This is a genomic window from Bacillus sp. FSL K6-1338 (assembly GCF_038006965.1).
Lineage (GTDB): Bacteria > Bacillota > Bacilli > Bacillales > Bacillaceae_G > Bacillus_A > Bacillus_A thuringiensis_S.
Genome location: NZ_JBBOWI010000002.1, coordinates 16,436 through 39,679, shown reverse-complemented (window position 1 = coordinate 39,679; position 23,244 = coordinate 16,436). Strand labels below are relative to the sequence as shown.

Below are 23,244 nucleotides of genomic sequence, written 5' to 3'. Positions count from 1 at the left end.
CTATTTATCTTTATATTGTCAAAAGGAAATAAAAAAGAGAGCTGGAGCCTTCAAGGGCCATCTTGAAATTCAATACCACAATTCATTTTTGGGGAGTGTATTCAAGAACCTTTTATTTTTGGATTATAAGAGTGCTCTCACATTTACGACAAGCAATCTTCTCTTCCTCAAAAATGAATAAATTCTCAGCATCACATTCTGGGCATACAACCGCAAATGGTGTTTTTATATTTTTATAACATAGGAAAGACATGGCTGCCAGGAATAGAGCAGGTATAACAAGCATCATAAGTAAGAATAGGCCCGCAAAAACGCCTGCAATTATGGAAAGTGGTTTCATTAGTTTTCTACCTACAGAGTTTACTTGATTATCCTTTTTACGAAAAGCAGTAACAAGGTAAGTTTGGGTTTCTTTTACTGGCTCAAATGCATTTACCGTATTGTAATCTTGTTCATCCATAGTGGGATAGGAAGTGTTTGGTCCTTGATACCCTCGTTGTATATAATAGTTGTTTGACTCAGATATTCGTGGCATATACGAGATTCCAGTTCCAGGTATATAAGTTGTTGTTCTTGATTCAGGTGGAATGGAGTTCCCTCCCATACCTGTATATGTAAAGTTAATTTTCACACCCGGGGAAACTTGGATAATTCTACGAAACTTATAACCCATAATATTGTATCCTCTCCATCTAATTAATATAATCATTTACTAATTATAACAAATTTTTAACTTAAAATTAATATATTAAGTTAAAACAAACTAATAAAAAAGAGTAATATTGAAGTTGACTAATTTAAGGCGTTTTAGGAGTTCTTTTTTATAAAAAAAACACCCTAAGGTGCCTTCCTCTAACTTGGACTATCCTGTATTAATGCCATATTGATTAATACATTAATTTATAAAAATAATTAGTTATTCTTCCATGGACCCTAGCTGATATAATATATAAGGAAATTATTAGTTAATTAATACTGCACATATATTATAAGGGGAGGCAAATAAGTTATGCAGATATTGTTAGAAATTTTTTCTGCTATATGTGATTTCTTTTATGCTGTACAACGGATGAAAGAAGAGAACAAGCAAAATAAGGAAGGTACTAGTAGTATGGTCTATGTTTTTTCCGTACTTGTAATTGTAGTAATGATTCTTTTTGCAATGTTTGCAACGCAATAGATGTTCAATCAAGAAGAAAGTATTAGAGAAAACAAGATAGTGAATAATATACATAAGCACCTCACCATCTCCATAGGATGGCGAGGCTTTTTAATGTACAAAAAAAAGACGCCATAAGGTGCCTTCAGCCGACTTGATAATTGTATTTTATGTATGAAATCATCACTGTAGTATCTAAGATGAAGGTAAGCAGTTTATACCGTCTTGCTTAGGAAGGTATTACTATTGATTGATTGATTGATTGTGAAGACCTGGCTACGATATTAAGTGCCATCAACATCTAAAACTGCAATATAGCTACCATTCTCGTAAACAGAAGTGATAGGTGTTCTATATGCAGCTCTCCACTCAGTTCCATTCCAATCTTTGTTAGGATAAAGTGTTTGATAGCGAGCTAACGTCAATTCCTTATCATCTAATACACAATAAATTTTTCAATGCGTTCCCAGATGCTTGGTCTACCCAATTCGTACTAAATGTTAATGTATCACCTGTGTAATAAGCAGGTTTGAACTGATTAATCCAAAAATCTGGTAATGCAGTCGTGCCTTTTGCTAATTCATAGAGGGTTTTGAAAGGCCAGTTGTCAACCGTCGGTGCTTTCTGTACATTTTCCGCTGCTGCCGCTGGCTTTGCATCCAGTGCCGCTAAACCTGTAAATCCACCTAAAGCTAAAGCTCCTGCTAATACTACCTTCGATAATTTTTTCATAATCCGTTTCCTCCTCAGGAATATAATAGTTTATGAGTTCAATTATGTGAGGTCTTAGATGAAAGAGAGTAGTTTATTCTGTCATACTCAGGACAGAAACGTATTACTTGTTGATTGTAAAGATATTACTTTGATAGAAATTGCCATCAATATTCACAACAGCAATGTAACGACCTGGCTCGTATACTGAATTAATATCAGTACTCCATACAGCTTCGTTAAGAGTGCCGTTATTTACTGGAATTGGATACATAGTTTTGTAGCGAACTAATGAGTTATTATCGAGAACACGATAAATCTTCATTGGATTGCCATCTACTCCGTTGTACCAACCCATTTTAACTGTGAAGTAGTCACCAGTTTTATAAGAAGGCTTAACATCATCGGATAAATAAGCTGGGAAATTCCAAGCAATTTGTGCTAAATCAAATAATGTTGCTGGGTCGCCCCAAGTTGTTGATGCTACTTGTACATTTTCCGCTGCTGCCGCTGGCTTTGCGTCCAATGTTGCTAAACCTGTGAAACCACCTAAAGCTAAAGCTCCGACTAATGCTAATTTCCCTAATTTCATAAAAAAAATCCCCCTAAATATTTCTATAATTATAATTAATTACTATATAATAATATAAAATTATGTATAATATTTCAAATAATTCCCAAAAAAAGTTATGAATATAAAAAAATCCCCCCTAAGGTGCCCACCTTCGACTTGAACCATCAAAACTTGAAATTTTTACATTTTTATAGAAATTATTAGGAGAATACATCCGATTTTTATGTTAAGCTATTTGAGCTAGTATTTGTATCAATATTAGGGAGATGAATAGTATGTTGGGCGATTTTAATATAAATTCTAGTAATTATGAAAATGGTGCTGAAATCTTAGAATTATTAGGCAGTTTAAGTCGTTTATTAATTGTACGTGAATTGATTGTAAGTGGGACCTTGACAGTTTCCCAGTTGAACGCTGCGACGCATATTTCGGAACCTATGATTTTACAACATTTACGAAAACTAACTAAAGGTAATATGGTAATTATCGAGCGCAAGAGTACAAAGCTTTATTGTAGAGTAGAAAATAAGAAGGTTATTGATATTATCGGTTTATTGGGATTATTATATTAAGTTCTATTCTATGTCTTTTTTGAATTCAAGCACTTTATAAATAAAACAATAAACAAAAAAAGACATCCCAAGGTCCCTTCCTCCGACTTGAACCACATTAATTTTAATAATATGTATTGGACTTCCATCCGAATATTGTTTTAACGTATTTATCCATATTTTGTTTACGAAAAAATGAAAAGCATAATATCTTATTACTGCTTGTTCATAGCTTTTATCTGTTCTTCATAAACATACTTAGTAGGCATGAAGTTATTAGGGAAGTCGTTGATTACTTTCTTCATAACGTTTACTTCTTCCTGAGATTTGAGTTCAATACCATTTAGATAATCAAACGCCTTAGATTGTTCATCTGCTAAATAATTCTGTGTCATGTAATCATCTGGGAAGTCTTTCTTTGCTTTTTCTTTGACTGCATTCATAGCAGCTGTTTTATCAATATTTTTTATAGGATTTGTGAATCCCGATGCAGATTGTTGAACATTTTGTTTAGGTTGTTCTTTCTTTTCTGGTTGAGTTTGAATATCTTGTTTAGGTTGTTCTTTCTTTTCTGGTTGAGTTTGAATATCTTGTTTAGGCTGTTCCTTCTTTTCTGGTTGAACTTGAACATCTTGTTTGGGTTGTTTTTGTTTTATTTCTTTTTTTGGTTCGGTTGGAGTTGTTGTAGCTTCTTCTTTAGTGTTTTTTCCGCCAACAACAATTACGACAACGGCAATGATAAACCAAAACCACCACTTTGTATAAAATGAGTTTTGCATAATTCGTTTCCTCCGAGTATTTGCAAAGCAGGGAATCGCAGTCCTGAAGAAGTGGATAGAAGACGTCATGCCGTTATGGCGGAGTTAAGAGAAATTCATCAATTACAACTGGAGGGGAAATGGGATTCCAAGACTTGGAACGGATTTGGAAAAGGAGAATTACACAATGGCGTTGCAGCAGGGAAAGTACATGAACAAGTCGCGTCATAACTTATATATTGCTTTAGAAGAGTTGGATTTAGTGTTTGATGAAAGCGAAGTGATTCAATTGAGAGAAATGTGGGATGAGGATAAAGATATTCTTGAAATAGCAAAAGAGTTAGGAAGGCATCAACTAGAAATCGCTGCATTAATTATGGATCAGGCAGATAAGAACAAAATCAAATCACGTCCAATGGGGTTAGGGGCATGAAGCAACTAACATTGGAGGATGTAGTCGGAAGTTTTGATTATACCGCAACAAGTACCGTGGACAAATTCTTGAAGCGTAATAGCGTTATGACGCATTTAAAGGGCAGAAACTCATTTGATTAAACGAGGCACCAGTAGGCGTCATAGCGTTAGTAGAAACGTTGGGATTATTGGAATCAGAAAGGAGAAATATGGGCCTCGGATTTACTGGCTATGGGTACTAAATAAAAAAAGGGTCCTTACTATTACGTAAGAACCCCATAATCGCAGAAAAAAAGTTGTATGTGAAACCAAGTGGGAATCACAATAATGTTTTAACATCTAAATATACAGTTGTCTATACATCAAATCGAACAACATAGTTATTTAAACGAAGGATCCCTAGATTTAGGGATCTAGGGCCTCTTGTGTTGGTATAACTCACACAATGTTATGAAAAGAAAAGAACTTACTGAAGATAACATATAAATATTTCGTAAATGTATCAAAAAAGTGAACAAAATAGTTATTTGAATGGAAAATGACAGCTGAAATATTAAAATCGTATCAGCTGTCACTAAAATAAAAATTCATTTTTATTAGTAGGTTTTTAGTTGGTATTTTTACTCTTCTTAGAAGAAATTGTACCAAAGATTGCTCCGGACATTGCGCCGATTAAAGTCATAAAAATTGCACTCCATACTGTAAATGACATAAATACACCTCCTAGAAATAAATTATTGTAACTATTTAAAACTATTGTTTCTTATTCTTTTTAATAGAAATGATAATTGCAACAACTGCTAAGAAAATAAGAGGAGACCACGAAAAGAAAGACATTTAGTATTCTCCTTTCAATATTAGTTTTAAATATTTTATAAACCAATTATTACATGTTTATAAATTGAACATATAGGATATGTAATATTGCATATGGAATTGTAGAATGTGAAGAAGCGAAGATGATAGTTGAACAAAAACACTGTTTTAATAGAGAACATTTAACAGGACCCGATTAGGGGGACGGGTCCTGTTAATGGAACGATAGATCTTTATGGGATTACCAAAACATTACCATAAAAGGTAATTGACTTCCATTAATTGGATGTTAAGAAAGCTTTTTATAAATGCTTTGTTTTACACAACAAAGCAGCTAGCCAAATTAGCTAACTGTTCGGTTCTCCAAGGGGGAACAAGGAGAAAATCTGATGTCATATACATTATTGACGGAATATTGAATTTTATTCACGAGAGATTATATTCTGAAATTTGGATTATGATAGTCGATATTCTCCATATTGACCAGAAAAGAACTAAAAGTTCTAGTGAAATTCCAAGGGTTCTTTTCTTAGTTTTTTGAGATTCTTTTATCAAATAGCCAACAGCACTAATTGCTATAAGAATGAAAAGAATAAGTTCGAGTGTAACTGGCATTCTATCTACTCCTAAAAATAAGTTTATATATAAAGATTATAAAATATTTTAATGGTTGGTAGTAAAAAATTCAACTGAAATCATCAAAAACCACGATGTTATCGGTATAGAGGATTTGCAAGTATCGAATATGTTAAAGAATCATAAGTTAGCAAAAGCAATTAGTGAGGTATCTTGGTCGCAATTTTGATCCATGTTAGAATACAAAGCAAAATGGTATGGCAAACAAGTTATTGTCGTATCGAAAACATTTGCTTCCAGCCAATTATGTTCTTGTTGTGGATATCAAAATAAAGACGTTAAAAATCTAAACCTATGTGAATGGGACTGTCCTTCTTGTCGTGCAAACAATGATAGGGATATTAACGCAAGTATCAATCTAAAGAATGAAGCAATAAGGCTTCTAACCGCAAGGACTGCGGGGTTAGCCTAATCAATTAGAGTTCGATAGAACTCTTTACTTAGGAATCCCTCACTTCTAAACGAAGTGAAAGTGGGGGTAGTTCAAGTAGTGATAAAGACTTTTTACGCTTATATGAGGCGAGAGAGAAGGCAATAAAAGATAGAATATCAGAAATAGAGACGGCAGAAGAAAAAGCTGCAAAAGAAGCTAGAATAGCAACTAAGATAGAGATGATTCACAATTTAATTAAAGTAGGTGTACCTATAGAGAAGATAGCGGAAGCCACTGAATTAAGTGTAGGAGAGGTTAATGAAATTTTAAAAAAATAAAGAGTAAATATAAATGATAAAAAACAGGTAATTGTGATTACGAACAATTACCTGTTTTTTATTCTTTTTGTTTGATGCCCAGTTTTTGATTACAACAATACTTTTTCTTGTTTTAGAGTTTCCTCTAATTCATAAAGAAATTTATTGTGTTGTTATTATAAAAAAAAGAAGATATCGATTAAAATGTCTTCTTTTACTTGTACACTTAGTGTTAAGAAGGTATTGTATTGCTTAAAAACCATAAAAAAATATAACAATCATCGAGTAAGTCTATTATAGCATCAATAAATAAAGTTTTATATGCAATATTACATATATATGGATTTATTTATATTTTATCTATATAATTAAATTGTCTGTTTCTTGTTTTAATTCGTTTGTTTATTTTGGAGCGCTCCAGCAATGGAGCCTTTTTTTATGTAATAAAACATTTCTTTTGGATTACTTAGTTAATCTATATTAACTTTATCTTCTTAAGTGATATCTATATTTTACCAAATAGTTATACGGATAACCAGTTTTTTCTAATAATCTAATGGATTGATAATTTTACTGTTATTTGTTAATCCTTATAGGAAAATTTATCATAAAATGAAGATTGAGAAATCAATAATTATAAAAAACTTATAGTATCTTTTGGGAAAAAATTTATAATTTATATATTAATATGTTATAATTTTATCTCTAAAACTACCCAAAAAGGACTGCCTAATGGTGGTCTTTTTTATATTGGTGAGATTGTACTAGTATGATAGAAGAGGATTAACTGTATATTGTGAGGGTGATTGGTTATCCCTTCTTTCCATTTGGAAGGAAAGGGGGTGATATACCTATGGGGTTTTTGTTTAAGCTTCTAAAAGAATTTGTGAAAGCCATTGTACGTGAAGTTTCTGCGTATGTTTTTAGGAAAAAAATTTTAGAAAAAGATAACAAAAAAACCACTCCTCGTCGCCGTCCAAAGCAAAAGGGTGGGTTTCGTAAAAAATAAATGATATAACCACCACCCTGACGGTAGCAGTTATTAGAAGAAATGTTAGCGCATCTCTTCTTTTATTATATACACAAGCAATTACTGTAATACTACTACAGTAATTGTATCAAACGTATATAGAAAATCAATGAGCACGTAATAGAGATAATGTACAAAAGAAAAGACAACTAAATGTGCCTTCCTCCAACTTGAATTACTTTAATTCTAAGAATATGTATTGGTCTCCCATTCAAGTATCATTTTTCTCAATGAATAATTGGAATATTTTAGGTTATTTTTTACTGTTTTTATGTTAAGATATTTTGGTTGTTATTCATCTTATTTTAGGAGGTTGGAAGATCTGTTACATGCTTTTCATATGGATTTTAGTTTCTATACAGAAAATATAAAAGTTTTGGGATTATTAGGGAATTCTACTCGTTTATCAATTGTTTGTAAATTGATTACATATGGATCGTTGTCAGTTTCTGATTTAAGTAAGCAAACAAGAATTACAGAGGATTTGATTGTACAACATTTGCGTAAATTAGCCTTTGGAAATATTGTAATTAGTGAACGTATAGGGAAAAGGCTTTATTTTAAAATAAAAGATAATAAAACAATTGAGATTATTAAGGTATTAGGGTTACAAAGTTAAATTTAATTACTTTCGCTACAAATGATTTTGCTATAAATTAATTGTGCAAAGTTACATTTAGCTCGCCTACGGAAATAGGTGGGCTTTTTTATATTGAGAAAAAGAAAAGACACCCAACGGTGCCTTTTTCCGACTTGATAACCATATTTTATGTATTAAAGGTCATCATAAAATTTTGAGAAAATATACGTTTACACAAAAAATAACTGTCCTCCTATTTGTTAAGGAAGCGGTTATTGAAATTATTTATTGATAGTAAAGAAGTCAGTTTTTACAAACTCACCTTTAACATATCCTACTGCAATATAATTACCTGCATCATAAGCATCTGTAATTTGCGCTTCAAATGTTGCAAAATTTTGCATTGAACCGTAATCATGTTCTTGTTTCCAGTTCATTGTTTGATAACGAACTAAGTTGCCACCCGGTAGGATTTTGAAGACTTTAATTTGTTCTTGAGATGTGAATGTATTTGTTTCCCAAGGTACAGTAATAAAAATAGGACGACCACCAGTTTTATAGCTGGATTGCATATTGTGTGTGTAAATGCTAGGCATCATTTTAGCTCCAACTTCCACGTCAAAAATTGTTTTAAAGCCCCAGTCCTCAGTTGTTACTGCTTTTTGTACATTTGTTGCTGCTGCCACTGGTTTTGCATCAAGTGTGCCAACTGCTGATACCCCCCCTAATGCTAAAGCTCCGACTAATACTAATTTTCCTAATTTCATTAAAAATCCCCCTAAATATTTCTATAATTATAAACAATTACTATATAATGATATAATTACTTGTATAATATTTCAAATATTTTCTAAAAAAAGTTATAAACATAAAAAGACACTCATATATGAGTGTCTTTTCCAATAGTTTTTTTAGCAGAAGCAACTGCATCCGATAATGATTAATAGAATAAATAATACAACTAATAAAGCTAACCCTCCAGCGAAACCGAATCCTTTACCGTAACTACCACCATATCCTATAACAATAGTGCCTCCTTTAGATTAGAGGATAAAACTAGGGTTTATTCCATGTATTTCAACGGGTTCACTTTACCTTATTTTTTAAGATTTAATTGAGCAGTTCTTTTTGAAAATAAAGAAAAGACGCCATTAGGCGCATTCCTTTTAGGTAGATTAGATTTTAGTTTTCCAATCTAAAGAAATTGTGTATCAGCTCTTTGAGAGTATATTAAAATACCTGATTGATTTATTATGCATTATTAATCTTCATTTAAATCCCTCTATTTTCCATTTGATAAAATAGAATCCCAATATTACCAAAAAGATAAACAAGTATTTATAAACATTCAAAATATTTACAAAAATACCAATTGCGATACATTTAAAGCGTAAGTTATAAAACTATTAAAGGGGGATTTATTATGTTCAAGAAATTAGTAGTAGGAACATTAGCAACTGGTATCGCATTAACCGGAGGGATTGGAGCAGCATCAGCAAGTACAGAAGGTGTAGATAATACTAAAAATTCAGCACCAATTATCCAACGTACCCAAATACTTAAAGATGATTTCAGTCTGATAAATGGTGAAAGAGAAGTGTCGTTCGAACATGTAAAAAAAGCGGATATGAGAGTTCATATGACTAACAATACTAAAGGCACGCTTGACTGGTTTTTAAAAGACTCAAAAGGCAATGTTATTGATAAGGGGTCGTTAGCAGCAGGAAAGGGTTTTACGAATACGTACAATACTCTTTCAAAAGGTAAATATAAGCTTAAAGTTACTCACAGAAATGGTGGTTCTGGATCATTCTATGCAGCTGCTCGTACTTTAGACTAATATACAAAGTACCATCTTAAGTGTATTGAAGAAGAACAATGAAGGAGCTTGAGAATTAGGGAGTTTTGTTATTATATCATCGTGCGCAAATGCAAAATCACAAATGGCCTATCTATGAATGAAGTGCACCTCAATTGTTAGACACATAATTAACAATTGGAGGTGTATTTTTTATAGCTAAATTTTCTTCAAAAGATAAAATACAAGCAGTAAAACGATATCTAGAAGGTACGGAAGGCGGAAAAGCCATTGCTAATTCTATAAGGGTTCATCCTAGAGAACTTTATCAATGGATTAAACAGTTTGAATTTTCAGGGGAAAAGGCGTTTGAAAAACGCTATACAACTTACTCTCTCGAGTATAAACTAGATGTAATTCATTATATGAATGAAAATGGGACATCTCTGAGAGAAACAGCTGCTTTTTTTAATATTCCTTCTTGCGAAACACTTCGAAAATGGAAAGTAGCTTATGAAACAGAAGGATTAGATGCCCTAAAATCAAAGAAAAAGGGGCGTCTAACCATGGCCAAAGAAAAAGCTAAGCTACAACATTTAAAACAAAACGAAGTATCTCTTGAAGGTTCTATAGAAGCGCTACAAGCAGAGAATGAACGTCTGCGTATGGAAAATGACTATTTAAAAAAGTTGAATGCCTTAGTTCAAAAGAAGAAAAAATCACAGACCAAGACAAAGCGCAATTGATTTATGAATTAAGGCATAAATACAAGGTCGTTGACCTTGTGAAAGTCGCTAATATCGCTCGTATTACGTATTATTACTGGATGAAACAAGCGAAACGTCCAGATAAATATAAGAAAGTTAAAGAATTAATTAAAGAGATCTTTATTGAGAATTTTGGGAGGTATGGTTATCGTCGTATTACATTGGAATTACGTAATCGAGGCCATGCATTAAATCATAAAACCGTTCGACGTTTAATGAATATCCTGGGATTAAAATGTCTTGTTCGACTAAAAAAATATCGTTCATATAAAGGGACTGTCGGGAAATTCGCTCCTAATATTTTAAAACGTAATTTTCACGCATTAAAACCAAATGAAAAATGGGTAACAGATGTGACGGAGTTCCACTTACATGGTAAAAAACTATATCTATCACCTATTTTAGACTTATATAACGGAGACATTATAGCTTACAATATAGAACATAGACCTGCCTATTCCCTTGTTTCTAAAATGTTAAATAAGGCGTTTCAACGTTTGAATGATAAGGAAACTCCTATTTTACACTCGGATCAAGGTTGGCATTATCAAATGCGACAATATCATCAGTCGCTTAAAAAACATAACGTTATCCAAAGTATGTCCCGTAAGGGAATTTGCTTAGATAATGCAGTCATGGAAAATTTCTTTGGCTTATTAAAATCTGAATTACTTTATCTTAAAGAGTTTGAAAGTATGGAACAATTTAAGCAAGAACTAGAAACTTATATTCATTACTACAATCACAAAAGAATTAAAACAAAACTAAAAGGATTGTCCCCTGTGCAATACAGAGTTCAATCCTTAGTAGCTGCTTAATATATTTGTCTAATTTTTTAGGTTCAGTTCAAATAGGTAGGCTTTTTAATGTAGAAAAAAAGACACCCAAAGGTGCTTTCCTCTGACTTGATCCACTTTAATTTTAATAATATGTATTGGGCCCTATTTAAGTGTTATTTTACTGCATTAAGTAATGCCAGTTGTTAAAAAAAAGGCACTCCTTCGAGTGCCTTTTTCCTATTCAACTTTTAAATTAATTTCTTTACCTGTCATACCGCCACTTGCTTTTAAGAAAAGACCTTCAGCATCTTTTGGTATATCAAATACAATTTTACCTGTCTGTGTTAGACCAGGATTCAATTGTTTTAAGAAGAAGTCAGTTTTCCCACCATTAGCTAAGTCAAAAGATGTTTGACCTTGTGTTGAATATGTGAATTCACGACCTTTGCTATCTACTAATTTAAAACTATTAGCATCAACAGTGATAGCGTCTTTTTGATTATTAGTAAGTGTAACTTCTAAAATTTTAAAGACACCTTGTGCTTGTTCTTTTGTATATTCATTACCCACAGAATCTACTGTTTCCATAGATCCTACAGCGATTTTTACATCAGAAGATACACCTTCTTTTGATACTGCTTTAGTGTCTGTTGAAGTTTTTTCAGTTGTGTCTCCACCACCAGCGACCATAGCAATTATTCCGATTACAAATAAAGCTATAATGCCTAGGCATCCAAATTTAAATATTTTTCCCACGTTTGTTCCTCCAATTATGTAAAATATAAGATTGCCAAGATAATAATAACAAACTATATATAAAGATATTGTCATATTATGTCGAAAGGAAATAAAAAAGATAGTTTAGAATTTTCAGGCTGAAATTCCGTCTTATGACCTATTTTTTCTCGCATATTGGCAGTACTTCTTACTCATAAAAAAAGACACCCAAAGGTGCCTTCTTCCTACTTAAACCACTTTAATTTTTGGATCTTCTTCCTTACCGAATGGAAAGTAGAGATGATTCAATTATGTACCGATCTGGAGCGTCTCCTATATAGTCAAAAGGATAACAAGTTGTTAATGTTAATGTTGGCTCACTTTTTTCTACAATAACTGTTCGATCTTCTGAATCTGTTATCCAATGCTTGTTAATTTTATATGTATATGTTTTATTTTCATATTCCACAATAAGTTGGTCATTTTCCTTTAATTGACCAAGCTCGGTAAAAACAGTATCTCTATGTCCACTTAAAACTGTATGGCCATTTCCAGATGGTGTAGTAGTTAAGTCACTAACAAACATACCTACACCCTTTTTTAGTACTTTATCATCGGCTCCCCAATATATAGAGTATTTCTTTTGTATTTTAGGGATAATTAAATATGCTACTTTATCTCCTAACTGATGGTTTACATTTGAAGCGGGAATTTGTACAGGTTCTTCTTGTAATGAAGTGTCAGTCTTTATCTCTGTCTCTGTTTGATTGATGTTTTGCGTTTCATTTTCTTTAGAAGGTGTGGAGGTCTCATATTGTTTAGCCTCGTTAGTTGTTAACGACTCTGCTGATTGTCTAGCACTATACCATTCTAGAAAATAATAGGAAAAGATAGTAAGTCCAATAACAGTTAAACATAAGCCTATCCATTGTTTTTTATTCACTTTTATCACTCCATTTGAAAACGACAGGATTTCTCCTGCCGTTTTAAGGAACTATTTTATGCGTTTGTCTTTTTACGACGGAACATTAATACAGAACCAGCTAATGCTAATCCTAAGCTTGCTAACATCATTGTAACACCGTTTGATGCTGTATTAGGTAATTTTTCACCTTGTTTTTTTGTTTCTTTTTTCACAACTGTATTAGTATTTTTCTTTGTTTCTTTTGCAGTTGTTTGAGGCTTAGTTTGTTCTTGTGTAGTATTTGTTGTTTGGTTATTTTGTTTTGAATTCTCTTGCTTAGTGTTTTCTTGTTTAACAGGTTCTTGTTTAGTGTTTTCCTGTTTAGTATTTTCTTGTTTAGGTTGTTCTTGAGGTTTAGTAGTTTCTTTATTTTCTGTTGTAGTATTTGTGCTCTTTGGATATTTATAATCTTCACATGGAATGCCGTCTTTATCATTATCTAAACGGTGTGGATCATTTCCAACACCATATCCATTTTGATCCCAGAATGCTTGAGCATCTTGTTGACTTTTAAAATGGCCACAGTTTTTTGTATCATTCGGACTCTTAGCTGCAAATGCAGAAGAACTGTACCCCACTGTTAATAGTGTTACCGCTGTTGCTGAAACTAATAATTTTTTCATAATTTTCTCCATCTCCCTAAATGGTATGTATTTACATTGAAATATTTTACATTTAAAAAATTAAAAATACAATAATAATTTGTAGATAAATGTAAGATTTCTAGATAATAATAGCAAATTATTAATTTGCATATTTTCATATTATGTCGAAAGAAAATAAAAAAAAGACAACCTAAGGTACCTTCCTCTGACGTGAACCAGCTTAATATTAATAATATGTATTAGGACTCCTATCCGAATATTTTTTAACATGTAAAGATAAAAGGTGACATTAATTCTAGGATGATAACACCAGCTGAACGGAATGGAATAAGCCAGTCGGCCTTCTTCAAACAGGTCAAAAATGGTATGAATTCATATGAAACAGCAAAGAAGGGAAAAGTGTACGCAGTGCATTTGAAATTAGTGAGTAAGAAAGGCAGTAAGAACGTTCCTTTTTACTCAAGGGTTAAAAGAGGGATGAAGATGCTACCTACTAGGAATAAAGCTCCCAGCAAAATTAAAGAATCAACTAAAACCAAGAACCGGTTTATCTGAGGCTTTCGAAATTTCTTCAGTATGCTAAAAACTGCACTCATTCCGAAACAAATATATTACAAAATCATTATTGTCTCTAATATATTGATAATTTAATTATATACTGAAAAATATGTACATATAAATTTTTAAAAAGTCCTTATTTGAATAAAAAATGGTCCTTACATTACGTAAGAACCCCATAATCGAAGAAAAAAGTCGTATGTGAAACCACGTGGGAATCACAATAATATTTTAACACCTAAATATATAGTTGTCTATACATGGTTGGACAAAATAGTTATTAAAACGAAGAATCTCTAGATTTAGGGATCTAGAGATTCTTGTGTTGGTATAATCCACACGGTTTATGAAAAGAAAAGAACTTACTGAAGATAACACATAAATGTTTCATAAATGTATCAAAAAAGTTATTTTATGTAGTTGATTAGGTAAGATGAGGAAAACGTCCATAACGGTTGCTTTTTTCCTAGTTATACCTAGATGACACATTAAACGTATTTAATGTGTCATCTAGGTATAAAGATAATCGATAATCATACAATGATATGGAAGGGTCTTTTCTAACGTGTTAGTTACCTCAAAGTATATGTATCTTTTGGCGCCTGGGCGAGGGTGCTTTTTTTTGCACATTATGATAAGGACAAGCATATAATGTAATAGGACGAGTTCTTCGTGTCCTATTCAATGCTCAGAATAAACCCCAATTCACATTGAGAGCGCCAATAGCGAGGGTGCTCTCTTTATATTGAAAATAAAACATAAATATATATAATATGATTAATGGATTTTCATTTTAATCTGAGGGGTACAAATTCGATGCGACGTAAAAAGGATTTGTTGAAACAATGGAAGGTAGATTTGCAGGCTGTTCAAGAAGAAAAGAGGATGAAGAAAAAGACTAAGAATAAGAAATATAGCATCCCTGGTAATACAGCCGGATTCATGAATGGGAAGAATACTTATCGTAAAGAGAATGGGGTATGGAAGCAAAGAAATAAATGATGTTAGGGTAAATATTCTTGATTAAGTGTATAGGAATTATCGTGGGCGTTGCCATAATTGGGATGGTATCTTGTTTGTTGTTAAGGAAAGATAGGGCGTGAGATAGACTTGCAAATTGAAATATTATTAGTTTGAAACATGGACTAATAAACAAACTATTTCTACCTTTTAATCATAGAATATGATGAATTCTATTTTAGAGGAGGGAATCATATCTATGGGATGGGATAATAATTTTGGACATTCTCGAGATTGTAATAGATTTTGGGATGATTTAGTATTTTGCGGTTGCGGCCGTAGACGAAGAAGAAACGATTTTAACGACTGTCATTGTAGACGTGACTGCGATTGTGATGAGTGTCGTCGTAGACGTAATCATGACCACGATCGTGAGCATGATCATGGTGACCATCGAGATTGGTAAAGTCTTTTGAAAGAGTGCATATTTTAATAGCACTCTTTTTTATTATTTTTTTTAATTACTACTTATTAACTAGAAGGATGCAGTTTCAATTTTATTTAACATTTTACAAAACAAACGAACACAAAGAACGAAAATAAATTTCAACTGTCTAAAAGTTGATGCTTTTAGATGATGTGGGGAAATGCTGTGAAAAATTATTAAAATCTTACCTTATATTTATCTAAGAGTTAGTCTGAAATAGAGTATATAAAACAATGATAAATTTTAAATAGTATTAGGGGATGACTGATGAAATTAGTGTGATATGTACGAGCTAGTATAAGAGAGCAAGATTTACAATTGCAATTTAACACGGTAGAAACTTATGGTTCTACAAAAATATTCATTGGAAAGTAGAATGGAGCGAAAAATCTTAAGGAAATATAAAGTTGTTGAAATTTTTATGTGAATTCATTAATATGTAATTGTATTTATTGTTTATTTGATTCTGTTTATTCTCACACTTTATGAGTTGTGGTTGAGATGTAGAAGCAAGCTGCGTCTTGTTTTAATTCTGAAAGGGCTTCTTTGAGCCGATTAGTGTATATATAGCTTATTTTGCTATATACATTTTTAATCGACTTGAAGAAGTCCTTTTTGTGTTGTTTCCAAGTCTGTTTGATTGGAGAACCCATTATCACATTGAGCAAAAATTTTTATTTAGGGGTATTTAATTATGATAAACGGTTATGAAGTATCGTTATTTTATTCTGTACATCCAGATGATCCTATTCAAAGTTTACGTGCATAACAAGCACTTAATCCAATAAAAGAGGATGTATTCTCTTTAACAGGTGTCAGTGTATCGTAATGAATAATTTACAGAACTATATGGAAGTATGCAGACAGAGGGAATGACAGAAATTTGTAGTGAAGAATTACTATGAATTTCTGTCTTTTATTTTATCAGGAGTAACAAAGGCACGCATGGAACGTAAGATTGACAAAGAATTCAAGAGAGCTACACAAATGTTGGCTTATTATGAAAAACAGGCGGAAAATTTGATGGAATATCTTATGAAGCGCAAGTGTCTATGTACTTTGATACAGCAATTAAGTTATATAAGAATAGAAGCAAAAAGTATTAGTCTACAAATCACGAGATGTTTGCTAGAGCATTTGAAGCATACGTAGAATCGGATTTGCAAGATCAAGAACATAGAAATGATTATTTAGTTTGTAATGCGTATCCTTTTGTATATCCATTAGATGATTATACGTAATATCCTAATGTAATTATAAAAAGTTTAATCGAAGTAATAGTCCCATATATAATAAACAGTATATAAGGAGTGGGGAAAAATGAATTATAACATTCAAAAAGGACAGTTTCGTTTAACAAGTGCTTATCCGAGAGGTAGCTGGTGGGAGTTTTACCGTATACCTTGTCCAGTTTGTTATGATACAGGTAATTGTATGCTGCACGTTTCGCAAGATAAGGTAGCATGTACACGTGTAGAAAGTAAATGGATTTATGGAAAAAACACGGGCAATCCAAGCTACATTCACTACATAAAAGGAAAAGATAAATATCAATTGCCTGAGGTGGATGAAATTCAGATTCATGATAAGAAAAGTAATGAGGAATTAAATGTGTTTAATCGTAAATTAATGGAGTTCATACCATTACAAGAGCATCATCATGCACATTTATTAAAAGATAGAAAAATGAGCGAAGAACAAATACAAATACGTCAATATCGTTCTTTCTTAAAACAACAAATTGTGTTAGAGGAGGATAATACGTATACGACTGTTTGGGAGCAGCTATTTAAACAGATGGGGAATAAAAATTGCTGGCAGGGAATCCCGGGTTTCTATGAGATGAAGAAAGGTCAACGTTCTCTTCGTTTGATGTCAGGATCTCCTGGTATATTGATTCCTTTTCGGAATCAGTACAATCAAATTGTTGGATGGCAGGTTCGTGTGGATGAAGTGAAAAACTCCGTTCATGTGAAATCTGCACCTACTGGAGTTCAAGCAGAATTAATCGAACAGCCTAATGTTGTGAAGATAATTAAAAATGGTGATTGTATCTTTGAAGGCGAACTAGAAGTGAGCAAAAAGGTAGAGATTCCATTTCAAGAGGGACAAATTGTTGTAAAGATTCATAAAGGGCAAAAATATCTGTGGGTCTCATCAGCAAACAAAAATCAAGGAACTGGTGCAGGCGGTAGTGAAAATCCACTTCCTGTACATGTAGCTGTACCAAGTTCTCATTTGAAACATTGGAATTCTGGTACCTTACATCAAACCAACTCAGTAATGATTACAGAGGGAGCTATGAAAGCAGATCTGGTTGCTGATTTGCTTCCAGAGAGATTTAATAAAGAGGAGCTTTCTGAAATAGGAACAACGGTTCTTGCGATTCCTGGTGTAAATGCTTGGCGAATTACTATGCCTGTATTAAAGGATATGGGTGTAGAAAATGTCTATTTAGCGTTTGATGCCGATTTAGTAGAGAATCAAAAAGTAAGAAAAGCTCTTATAGACTTTGCGACAAAGTTAAAGACAGAGGGCTATAACGTAATCATAGCTGCATGGAATCCAACGCAAGGTAAGGGGTTGGATGATACAATGCAAGCGGGATTTAAACCTGTATTTCAGAGATTGTGAAGGTCATAAATGTATAATTACAACAAAGTCGTGGATTATACAAGAAGGTTGTAGAATTTACAACATAGTTATGGACTTTACAACAAAGTTGTAGACTAATGCATAATTAAAGTAATGACGTGTAAATACAAATGAGTTGTTAAATTCCAAAAATATATTAATTCGGTTGCTTTTGCAATTAGAGGAAAATTATAAAAAGTATAAGACCCGCGAAGCGAATTATATTTTTTATGAATAACTAGGATATCGAAGATAGAATGAATGATTCTATCTTTTTGTTATGTCTATAGATAGGGATTTTTATAGTTATCCACTGTAGGAAAGAAAGGTAGAGGGAATAAATATGAATACAAATACAAAAAAAGATCTAGTAAATTTACGAGTTGATTTTGCTTTTAAACAGCTATTTGGAGTAGAAGGAAATGAGGAAATTTTAACTAGTTTCCTGAATGCAGTGTTACAATCAACTTTAGAGGAAACAATTATTTCTTTACATATAGATGACCCACATCTTTCAAAGGAACATGAGGATGATAAGCTGTCTATTTTAGATTTGCGTGCTACCTTAAACAATGGTATAAAAGTGAATATAGAGATACAAGTTCGAGATAAAAAGGATATGAAGGAACGTTCTTTGTATTATTGGTCAAACATGTATAGTTCTCAATTAAAAAAAGGCATGTTTTATAAGTCTTTACGTCAAACAATTTGTATTAATTTAGTCGATTTCATTATTTTTCCGGAAGAAGATTTTCATAATGTAGGAGTGGTAATGAATAGAAAATCGAAGCGTATTATAACAGAGGATCTGGAGTTGCATTTTATTGAAATTCCAAAACTCATAAAAGAATGGCAGGGAGAACGTGTCGATCCATGGAAAGATACATTAGTACGCTGGCTATTACTCTTTCCTGCACATGAAGATGAAAGATTAACAACGATTTTGGAGGAGATAGCAATGGAGAAAGATCCAGTTTTGAAAAAAGCAATCCAGAATTGGGAACATATGAGTAGTGATGAGTCTTTTCGCCGTTTGTATGAAGCACGAGAAAAAGAGCTAAGAGATAAGGTATCAGAGATAGAGACCGCTAGAGAGCAAGGAGCCATGGGGGAGAAAAAACAAATAATTCTAAAATTGAGTAAAATGGGCTTGTCTTTCGAAAAAATTGCAGAGGCAGTGGAATTAAGTGTAGAAAAAATACAGAGAATCTTGAAAAAAGAACAGTAAATATATGTATGAATGAAGAATGAAACATGAAACATAAGGAAAAGCATGACAATTTCAAGTCATGCTTTTTTATTTTATAATTACAGAATTTTGTGTACTAATACTAAAAATAATTGTTTGAAAAGATGGTATTAAATAGTACGTTTATATCATCTTTATCATTTCTTTTATATAATAGAAGGAAATGTATTTATTCCTTTAGTTAACAAATAAGAGATTTTTTATTTATAAGTATTCTATATAGTTGAGGAGCGTATAAAATGAGAAAAATCATATATTTTGATGAAGCGTCTGCTTTAGACTTAATAGATATTAAGAATAAAGGTAGATCTGAAGAAATTTTGCAAAGTATGGTTGAAAAGGCAAGTAAGTTTGGTGGGGAAGGTGCTTTTGGTACAGGATGGTTAGATAATTTAACTACAGGTATTACAGGAAGTTTAAAAGCAGGTTTATCTAGAAATAAAAGAAATATTATCTTTACCAATATTACTAATACCATTTTAACTAGTTTTTTAGAACTGTTGTATAATCCCAAACCGAAAAAAGGAGATAAAGAAATTCAATTAGAAACAATTAAAGTGAACGATTTATCAATTTTAGCGGAGTCTGCAACGTATTTGAAATCAATCACGCCTTTTATAAAAATTTTAAAAGAAGACTTTGGTAAAAATACATTACAAAGTGATATTGAAAATTTTAACTTTCATAAAATGGACGAGATATTAGAAAGTGCAAAAGGATATTACGAGCTAGTGGCAGTAGATGGGGATTCAAAAAAATCTATTGTTAGATTCAATTTAGATGGATTTAGAAATAATTATAGATTACAAGATTTACAATTGATGTCTTTAACACTTTATGGAGTAAAGGTAGGAGAAGCAACGGAAGCTTCATTGAACTTCATGTATGAAATACAGCCGAAGAAGGATGTGAACAGTGAAAGTTTAGGGTTCGATGCTTTTGAAAATGAAAAAAATGAAAAGCCTTCTAGCGAAAAGGATAATTTAGATATTATAGATATTATTTTAGCGGGGGTTGAATAAAGAATGACCGATTTTTTTGTTTTCGAAGGACCAGATACAGCTTTCAACACATTTACTGAAGAACACAGGATATATGAAAGTTTTAAAAGATTTCCTCTTAAAGAGTTAGCTAAAAATCTAGATAAAGTTTCTCTAGATACTATACTTGTGTCAATTAAAGAACAAAATGAAGATGAAGAAATAGTATTAGTAGCTAAGACAGAGGACTTCTTTTCTTTTCGAGATCACTTTATAGATAACTTACCGTATCTCATATACAGCTGGATTCAACTAGGTTATATATCACATGCAGTTATTCAAAACCCTCCTAAAAACTTTATTAAAGGTTTAGAAAGTCTAAAGCATTCAGAACAATGTGTAGGAGTTATGAAGGAAAAATACAAGAGAGAACCTTTAACGAAAAATGATTTAAGGAAAGTTGCTTTAACTTTTAATGAGAAAATTTTAGGGCAAGATAGTGTATTAAAACAAATGATAACAGCCTTATACCCTTTAATAAATAAACAATCCAGTAAGCCAATCGTATTAATGTTTTATGGACCCCCGGGTGTTGGGAAAACAGAAAGTGCTAAGATTATTAATAATTGTATAAGCTCAGCACCTTTGTGTAGGCAGCAATTGTCCATGTTTAAAGCAAATGAATTTTATAACTACCTTTTTGGAGGAGAAATGGGAGGGAAAGCGCTGACAAAAGATTTAATAAGAAATGAAGGTAATGTAATCTTATTGGATGAATTTAGTCAATGCCCATCTGATTTTTATTCGGCATTTTTCCAAATATTCGATGAAGGAATTTATGAAGATAACAACTATAAAGTAGATCTTACAAACACAATCATAATCTGTACATCTAATTTTAATTCAGTAAAAGAAATACATGATACAATCGGTTCAGCTCTTTACTCTAGGTTTACGCATTTTATAAAGTTTAATCATTTAGATACTGCTAGTAAAACTAGGCTTGTAAGTAAATTCTATGAAGAAGTTCTTATGGAGTTCAGTAAAGAAGATGTTGAATATCTACATAAAAAGGACTTAAAATCCTTTTTGTTAACAAATGTAGATCGATTTACTAATGTCCGTAATATTGAAAACAGTGTTAAAATGTTTGTTTATAAGGAATTAACAGAAATTTTTTTAGAAGAAATATTTAGTTCAACGATTGATCAAAAGTATTGAGAAGTTATTTTTTGAACTGATTTTCTAAGAAGTCATTGTAAATGATTCATTCTTCGAAAGTTAAATATTTTATTATTTTAAAAATTTTACAATGAAAGTAAGTGTCTGTATTTAAACAACCTTAGTAACCATCTATCTAGCTATTATGCATGATAGCTAGATAGATGGTTACTTTATTTACAAACATATAATTAAAACACTTAGGATCTTTGGACATTTTTAGGTAATTTGTTCAAAACATCTTTTTATTATTTTCTAAACAGTTACCAGTTATAACATAGATTGATATATATATTTACACAAAATATCGATTAATAACTTCTTTAGAGTCAACAAAATGCAGAGGAATTAAATTTTTATTTCTGTAAATTGAATCGGTAATCTTATAGAAAGTGTAAGTGAAATCCTCTATCTCCTGTTCATTAAAGTAGCAATATGTAATCATGGGAGTATCTAGTTTAGTCGTTAAAAAATTATGGTATATTCCACTTAAAATGTGGTAATCATTTTCTGGATGCATACCAAAAAATACAATATGATTTATTTTGGATTCATTCATTTTTAATGTTAATTCTTTTAATGGATCAACTCGTGGTTGTTCAAAGGCGATATCTTTCATTGCTAGGGAATGTATGAGTTGATCTAATACCTTCGTAGTAGCGTAGTCACCTAATATAATATCGTTGGTATAATATTGTTTATCACCATATCTCATAGAGTATGACTGAAAATACGAAAACCCTGCTGCATTATTTCGGAAATGCCCATGTAGATAAGTTACAGGTCGATGACCGATTTGTTCCAGAAGTAGATCATAATTTAAGCTGAACAGCTCTTTGAATTCTTGTAACCAGCATGTCAACGAGTGTCGATTAACTTTTTCTACATACTCTGCTTTTTTTAAATCAACTGCTTTTCCGTTTCCAAAGATGATAGTTAACATAAGCAAACGATAGTAAATTGCAAAACCATTAAATTTTGTTTTTACGATTACATCTCCTGCTGAGTTAGGCGGCGATATGCTTTTTCGTCCACCTATTTTAAGGAGGGTAATGAAACGGTTATTCTGCTGATTATAATTTTTAAATTCAGCTAGGTCTTCAATCAAGTGAAATAACCATATAAGTATTGGCCAATTTTCAATATTAACAAATTGAAATCCTTTAGTAATACCAATTCTATAGATATTTTCTGTAATTTCTAGCATATCTGGTCCAACTTTTAATCGATTTAAATGTTTATTTTGATTTAAAAAATCCCAAATAGTTGAGTTTGTTGTAATAAATCCTGCAAAGGCTATAGCATCTTTAAAAATTTCCTCTAATTGTTTTTGATTAAGGGTACGAACATACCTTAATACATTATTATAATTTTCCTTAATTATTGCTTTAGTATGAGGTTTAGCACCTGGTGAAATGGAAAATACACCATTTTTAGATAAAGCATAGCTTCCTTCTTTTAAACAGCCATAAATATTGCTAAAACAGCTATCAAAGTTCATACTGAATCCATTTCCTACAATTAAGCCTGTATTGTGTGATGAGATTAGTTCTTCAAAAAAGTCGAGTTTAATTTTGGTCACTATGTATCCCCCTAGAATTATAAT

General features: G+C 31.8%; 28 protein-coding genes and 3 pseudogenes. 18 read left to right on the top strand and 13 right to left on the bottom strand.

Annotated elements, in window-relative coordinates:
• Positions 1-112 precede the first annotated feature (112 nt).
• Positions 113-673, bottom strand: coding sequence for a DUF4236 domain-containing protein (locus tag NZ044_RS27285; RefSeq protein WP_089607999.1), 561 nt, complete (start codon positions 671-673; stop codon positions 113-115).
• A 336-nt stretch (positions 674-1,009) separates the two neighbouring features.
• Here NZ044_RS27285 and NZ044_RS27280 point away from each other — a divergent pair, with 336 nt between their 5' ends.
• On the top strand, positions 1,010-1,180 hold the full coding sequence (locus NZ044_RS27280) for a hypothetical protein (RefSeq protein ID WP_016078559.1): 171 nt from the start codon (positions 1,010-1,012) through the stop codon (positions 1,178-1,180).
• Positions 1,181-1,443: 263 nt separating this feature from the next.
• Here the strand turns inward: NZ044_RS27280 and NZ044_RS27275 are convergent, their stop codons facing one another.
• The 3 genes from NZ044_RS27275 to NZ044_RS27265 form a co-directional block, all read right to left on the bottom strand.
• Positions 1,444-1,584, bottom strand: a complete 141-nt coding sequence (locus NZ044_RS27275; protein WP_257147543.1) for a DUF5065 family protein — start codon at positions 1,582-1,584, stop codon at positions 1,444-1,446.
• Positions 1,585-1,591: 7 nt separating this feature from the next.
• Entirely contained in the window at positions 1,592-1,891 is a 300-nt protein-coding gene (locus NZ044_RS27270; protein WP_257147544.1) for a DUF5065 family protein, read from the bottom strand.
• 103 nt (positions 1,892-1,994) lie between these two features.
• Positions 1,995-2,462: a DUF5065 family protein gene (locus NZ044_RS27265; RefSeq protein WP_025689478.1), complete on the bottom strand. Its 468-nt coding sequence runs from the start codon at positions 2,460-2,462 to the stop codon at positions 1,995-1,997.
• A gap of 257 nt (positions 2,463-2,719) precedes the next feature.
• On the opposite strand from NZ044_RS27265, the gene NZ044_RS27260 reads away from it, so the two are divergent.
• A complete protein-coding gene (locus NZ044_RS27260; protein WP_098506744.1) occupies positions 2,720-3,016 on the top strand; it encodes an ArsR family transcriptional regulator in 297 nt (98 codons plus the stop codon).
• A 194-nt stretch (positions 3,017-3,210) separates the two neighbouring features.
• Here the strand turns inward: NZ044_RS27260 and NZ044_RS27255 are convergent, their stop codons facing one another.
• On the bottom strand, positions 3,211-3,774 hold the full coding sequence (locus NZ044_RS27255) for a hypothetical protein (RefSeq protein WP_016078556.1): 564 nt from the start codon (positions 3,772-3,774) through the stop codon (positions 3,211-3,213).
• Between NZ044_RS27255 and NZ044_RS27250 the strand changes: the two genes are divergently transcribed.
• The 3 genes from NZ044_RS27250 to NZ044_RS27240 are packed head-to-tail and all read left to right on the top strand — an operon-like array spanning position 3,769 to position 4,308.
• A complete protein-coding gene (locus NZ044_RS27250; RefSeq protein WP_061664723.1) occupies positions 3,769-3,984 on the top strand; it encodes a hypothetical protein in 216 nt (71 codons plus the stop codon). The genes NZ044_RS27255 and NZ044_RS27250 overlap by 6 nt on opposite strands.
• Complete coding sequence (locus NZ044_RS27245) at positions 3,941-4,186, top strand: hypothetical protein (RefSeq protein ID WP_016078555.1); 246 nt, start codon at positions 3,941-3,943, stop codon at positions 4,184-4,186. Before NZ044_RS27250 ends, NZ044_RS27245 begins: the two co-directional genes overlap by 44 nt.
• Complete coding sequence (locus tag NZ044_RS27240) at positions 4,183-4,308, top strand: hypothetical protein (protein WP_254912702.1); 126 nt, start codon at positions 4,183-4,185, stop codon at positions 4,306-4,308. Before NZ044_RS27245 ends, NZ044_RS27240 begins: the two co-directional genes overlap by 4 nt.
• Positions 4,309-4,774: 466 nt before the next feature.
• Here NZ044_RS27240 and NZ044_RS27235 read toward each other — a convergent pair.
• A pseudogene (locus NZ044_RS27235) lies at positions 4,775-4,961 on the bottom strand (hypothetical protein).
• A gap of 448 nt (positions 4,962-5,409) precedes the next feature.
• On the bottom strand, positions 5,410-5,598 hold the full coding sequence (locus NZ044_RS27230) for a hypothetical protein (RefSeq protein WP_001145518.1): 189 nt from the start codon (positions 5,596-5,598) through the stop codon (positions 5,410-5,412).
• Positions 5,599-5,662: 64 nt separating this feature from the next.
• Between NZ044_RS27230 and NZ044_RS27225 the strand changes: the two are divergent.
• From NZ044_RS27225 to NZ044_RS27210, 4 genes and pseudogenes are all read left to right on the top strand, one after another.
• Positions 5,663-6,031, top strand: a pseudogene (locus tag NZ044_RS27225) (RNA-guided endonuclease TnpB family protein); the annotation flags it as partial.
• 71 nt (positions 6,032-6,102) lie between these two features.
• Positions 6,103-6,330 (top strand): annotated as a pseudogene (locus NZ044_RS27220) (Rpn family recombination-promoting nuclease/putative transposase); the annotation flags it as partial.
• Positions 6,331-7,162: 832 nt separating this feature from the next.
• Positions 7,163-7,318 (top strand): hypothetical protein, encoded by a 156-nt coding sequence (locus NZ044_RS27215; RefSeq protein ID WP_000506118.1) that lies wholly within the window; start codon positions 7,163-7,165, stop codon positions 7,316-7,318.
• A 361-nt stretch (positions 7,319-7,679) separates the two neighbouring features.
• A complete protein-coding gene (locus NZ044_RS27210; RefSeq protein ID WP_000347619.1) occupies positions 7,680-7,958 on the top strand; it encodes an ArsR/SmtB family transcription factor in 279 nt (92 codons plus the stop codon).
• A 242-nt stretch (positions 7,959-8,200) separates the two neighbouring features.
• On the opposite strand, the gene NZ044_RS27205 is transcribed toward NZ044_RS27210, so the two are convergent.
• Together NZ044_RS27205 and NZ044_RS27200 are read right to left on the bottom strand one after the other, a co-directional pair.
• Positions 8,201-8,686, bottom strand: coding sequence for a DUF5065 family protein (locus tag NZ044_RS27205; RefSeq protein ID WP_098506556.1), 486 nt, complete (start codon positions 8,684-8,686; stop codon positions 8,201-8,203).
• A gap of 144 nt (positions 8,687-8,830) precedes the next feature.
• On the bottom strand, positions 8,831-8,941 hold the full coding sequence (locus tag NZ044_RS27200; protein ID WP_098506557.1) for a YjcZ family sporulation protein: 111 nt from the start codon (positions 8,939-8,941) through the stop codon (positions 8,831-8,833).
• Positions 8,942-9,342: 401 nt separating this feature from the next.
• Here NZ044_RS27200 and NZ044_RS27195 point away from each other — a divergent pair, with 401 nt between their 5' ends.
• Together NZ044_RS27195 and NZ044_RS27190 are read left to right on the top strand one after the other, a co-directional pair.
• Positions 9,343-9,759: a hypothetical protein gene (locus NZ044_RS27195; RefSeq protein WP_061663057.1), complete on the top strand. Its 417-nt coding sequence runs from the start codon at positions 9,343-9,345 to the stop codon at positions 9,757-9,759.
• A gap of 173 nt (positions 9,760-9,932) precedes the next feature.
• Positions 9,933-11,302 (top strand): IS3 family transposase gene (locus NZ044_RS27190; protein WP_098507635.1). Its coding sequence is split into 2 segments (ribosomal slippage): positions 9,933-10,398 and positions 10,398-11,302, totalling 1,371 coding nucleotides; the frame shifts between segments, so codons are not numbered across the junction.
• A gap of 198 nt (positions 11,303-11,500) precedes the next feature.
• Here the strand turns inward: NZ044_RS27190 and NZ044_RS27185 are convergent.
• The 3 genes from NZ044_RS27185 to NZ044_RS27175 form a co-directional block, all read right to left on the bottom strand.
• Entirely contained in the window at positions 11,501-12,019 is a 519-nt protein-coding gene (locus NZ044_RS27185; RefSeq protein ID WP_061663059.1) for a DUF4352 domain-containing protein, read from the bottom strand.
• Positions 12,020-12,260: 241 nt separating this feature from the next.
• Positions 12,261-12,923, bottom strand: a complete 663-nt coding sequence (locus tag NZ044_RS27180) for a class D sortase (RefSeq protein WP_340864003.1) — start codon at positions 12,921-12,923, stop codon at positions 12,261-12,263.
• Between the two features lie 56 nt (positions 12,924-12,979).
• Positions 12,980-13,567: an excalibur calcium-binding domain-containing protein gene (locus tag NZ044_RS27175; RefSeq protein ID WP_086396969.1), complete on the bottom strand. Its 588-nt coding sequence runs from the start codon at positions 13,565-13,567 to the stop codon at positions 12,980-12,982.
• Between the two features lie 1,356 nt (positions 13,568-14,923).
• On the opposite strand from NZ044_RS27175, the gene NZ044_RS27170 reads away from it, so the two are divergent.
• The 7 genes from NZ044_RS27170 to NZ044_RS27140 all read left to right on the top strand — a co-directional run bounded on the left by NZ044_RS27170 (position 14,924) and on the right by NZ044_RS27140 (position 21,638).
• Complete coding sequence (locus NZ044_RS27170) at positions 14,924-15,109, top strand: hypothetical protein (RefSeq protein WP_001253140.1); 186 nt, start codon at positions 14,924-14,926, stop codon at positions 15,107-15,109.
• A 217-nt stretch (positions 15,110-15,326) separates the two neighbouring features.
• Positions 15,327-15,533 carry a hypothetical protein gene (locus NZ044_RS27165; protein WP_074625675.1) on the top strand — a complete coding sequence of 69 codons (207 nt, stop codon included), beginning with the start codon at positions 15,327-15,329 and terminating at the stop codon, positions 15,531-15,533.
• Positions 15,534-16,675: 1,142 nt separating this feature from the next.
• On the top strand, positions 16,676-16,795 hold the full coding sequence (locus NZ044_RS30910; RefSeq protein ID WP_002006325.1) for an LPD1 domain-containing protein: 120 nt from the start codon (positions 16,676-16,678) through the stop codon (positions 16,793-16,795).
• 79 nt (positions 16,796-16,874) lie between these two features.
• Positions 16,875-18,188, top strand: coding sequence for a DUF3854 domain-containing protein (locus NZ044_RS27155; protein WP_098506571.1), 1,314 nt, complete (start codon positions 16,875-16,877; stop codon positions 18,186-18,188).
• A gap of 343 nt (positions 18,189-18,531) precedes the next feature.
• Positions 18,532-19,416 (top strand): Rpn family recombination-promoting nuclease/putative transposase, encoded by an 885-nt coding sequence (locus NZ044_RS27150; protein WP_340950070.1) that lies wholly within the window; start codon positions 18,532-18,534, stop codon positions 19,414-19,416.
• 260 nt (positions 19,417-19,676) lie between these two features.
• Complete coding sequence (locus NZ044_RS27145) at positions 19,677-20,459, top strand: DUF6414 family protein (RefSeq protein WP_340950069.1); 783 nt, start codon at positions 19,677-19,679, stop codon at positions 20,457-20,459.
• Between the two features lie 3 nt (positions 20,460-20,462).
• The gene (locus tag NZ044_RS27140) at positions 20,463-21,638 is read left to right on the top strand and encodes an AAA family ATPase (protein WP_340950068.1); all 1,176 of its coding nucleotides are present in this window, start codon (positions 20,463-20,465) and stop codon (positions 21,636-21,638) included.
• Between the two features lie 295 nt (positions 21,639-21,933).
• On the opposite strand, the gene NZ044_RS27135 is transcribed toward NZ044_RS27140, so the two are convergent.
• Entirely contained in the window at positions 21,934-23,220 is a 1,287-nt protein-coding gene (locus NZ044_RS27135; RefSeq protein WP_340950067.1) for a hypothetical protein, read from the bottom strand.
• Positions 23,221-23,244: the final 24 nt, after the last annotated feature.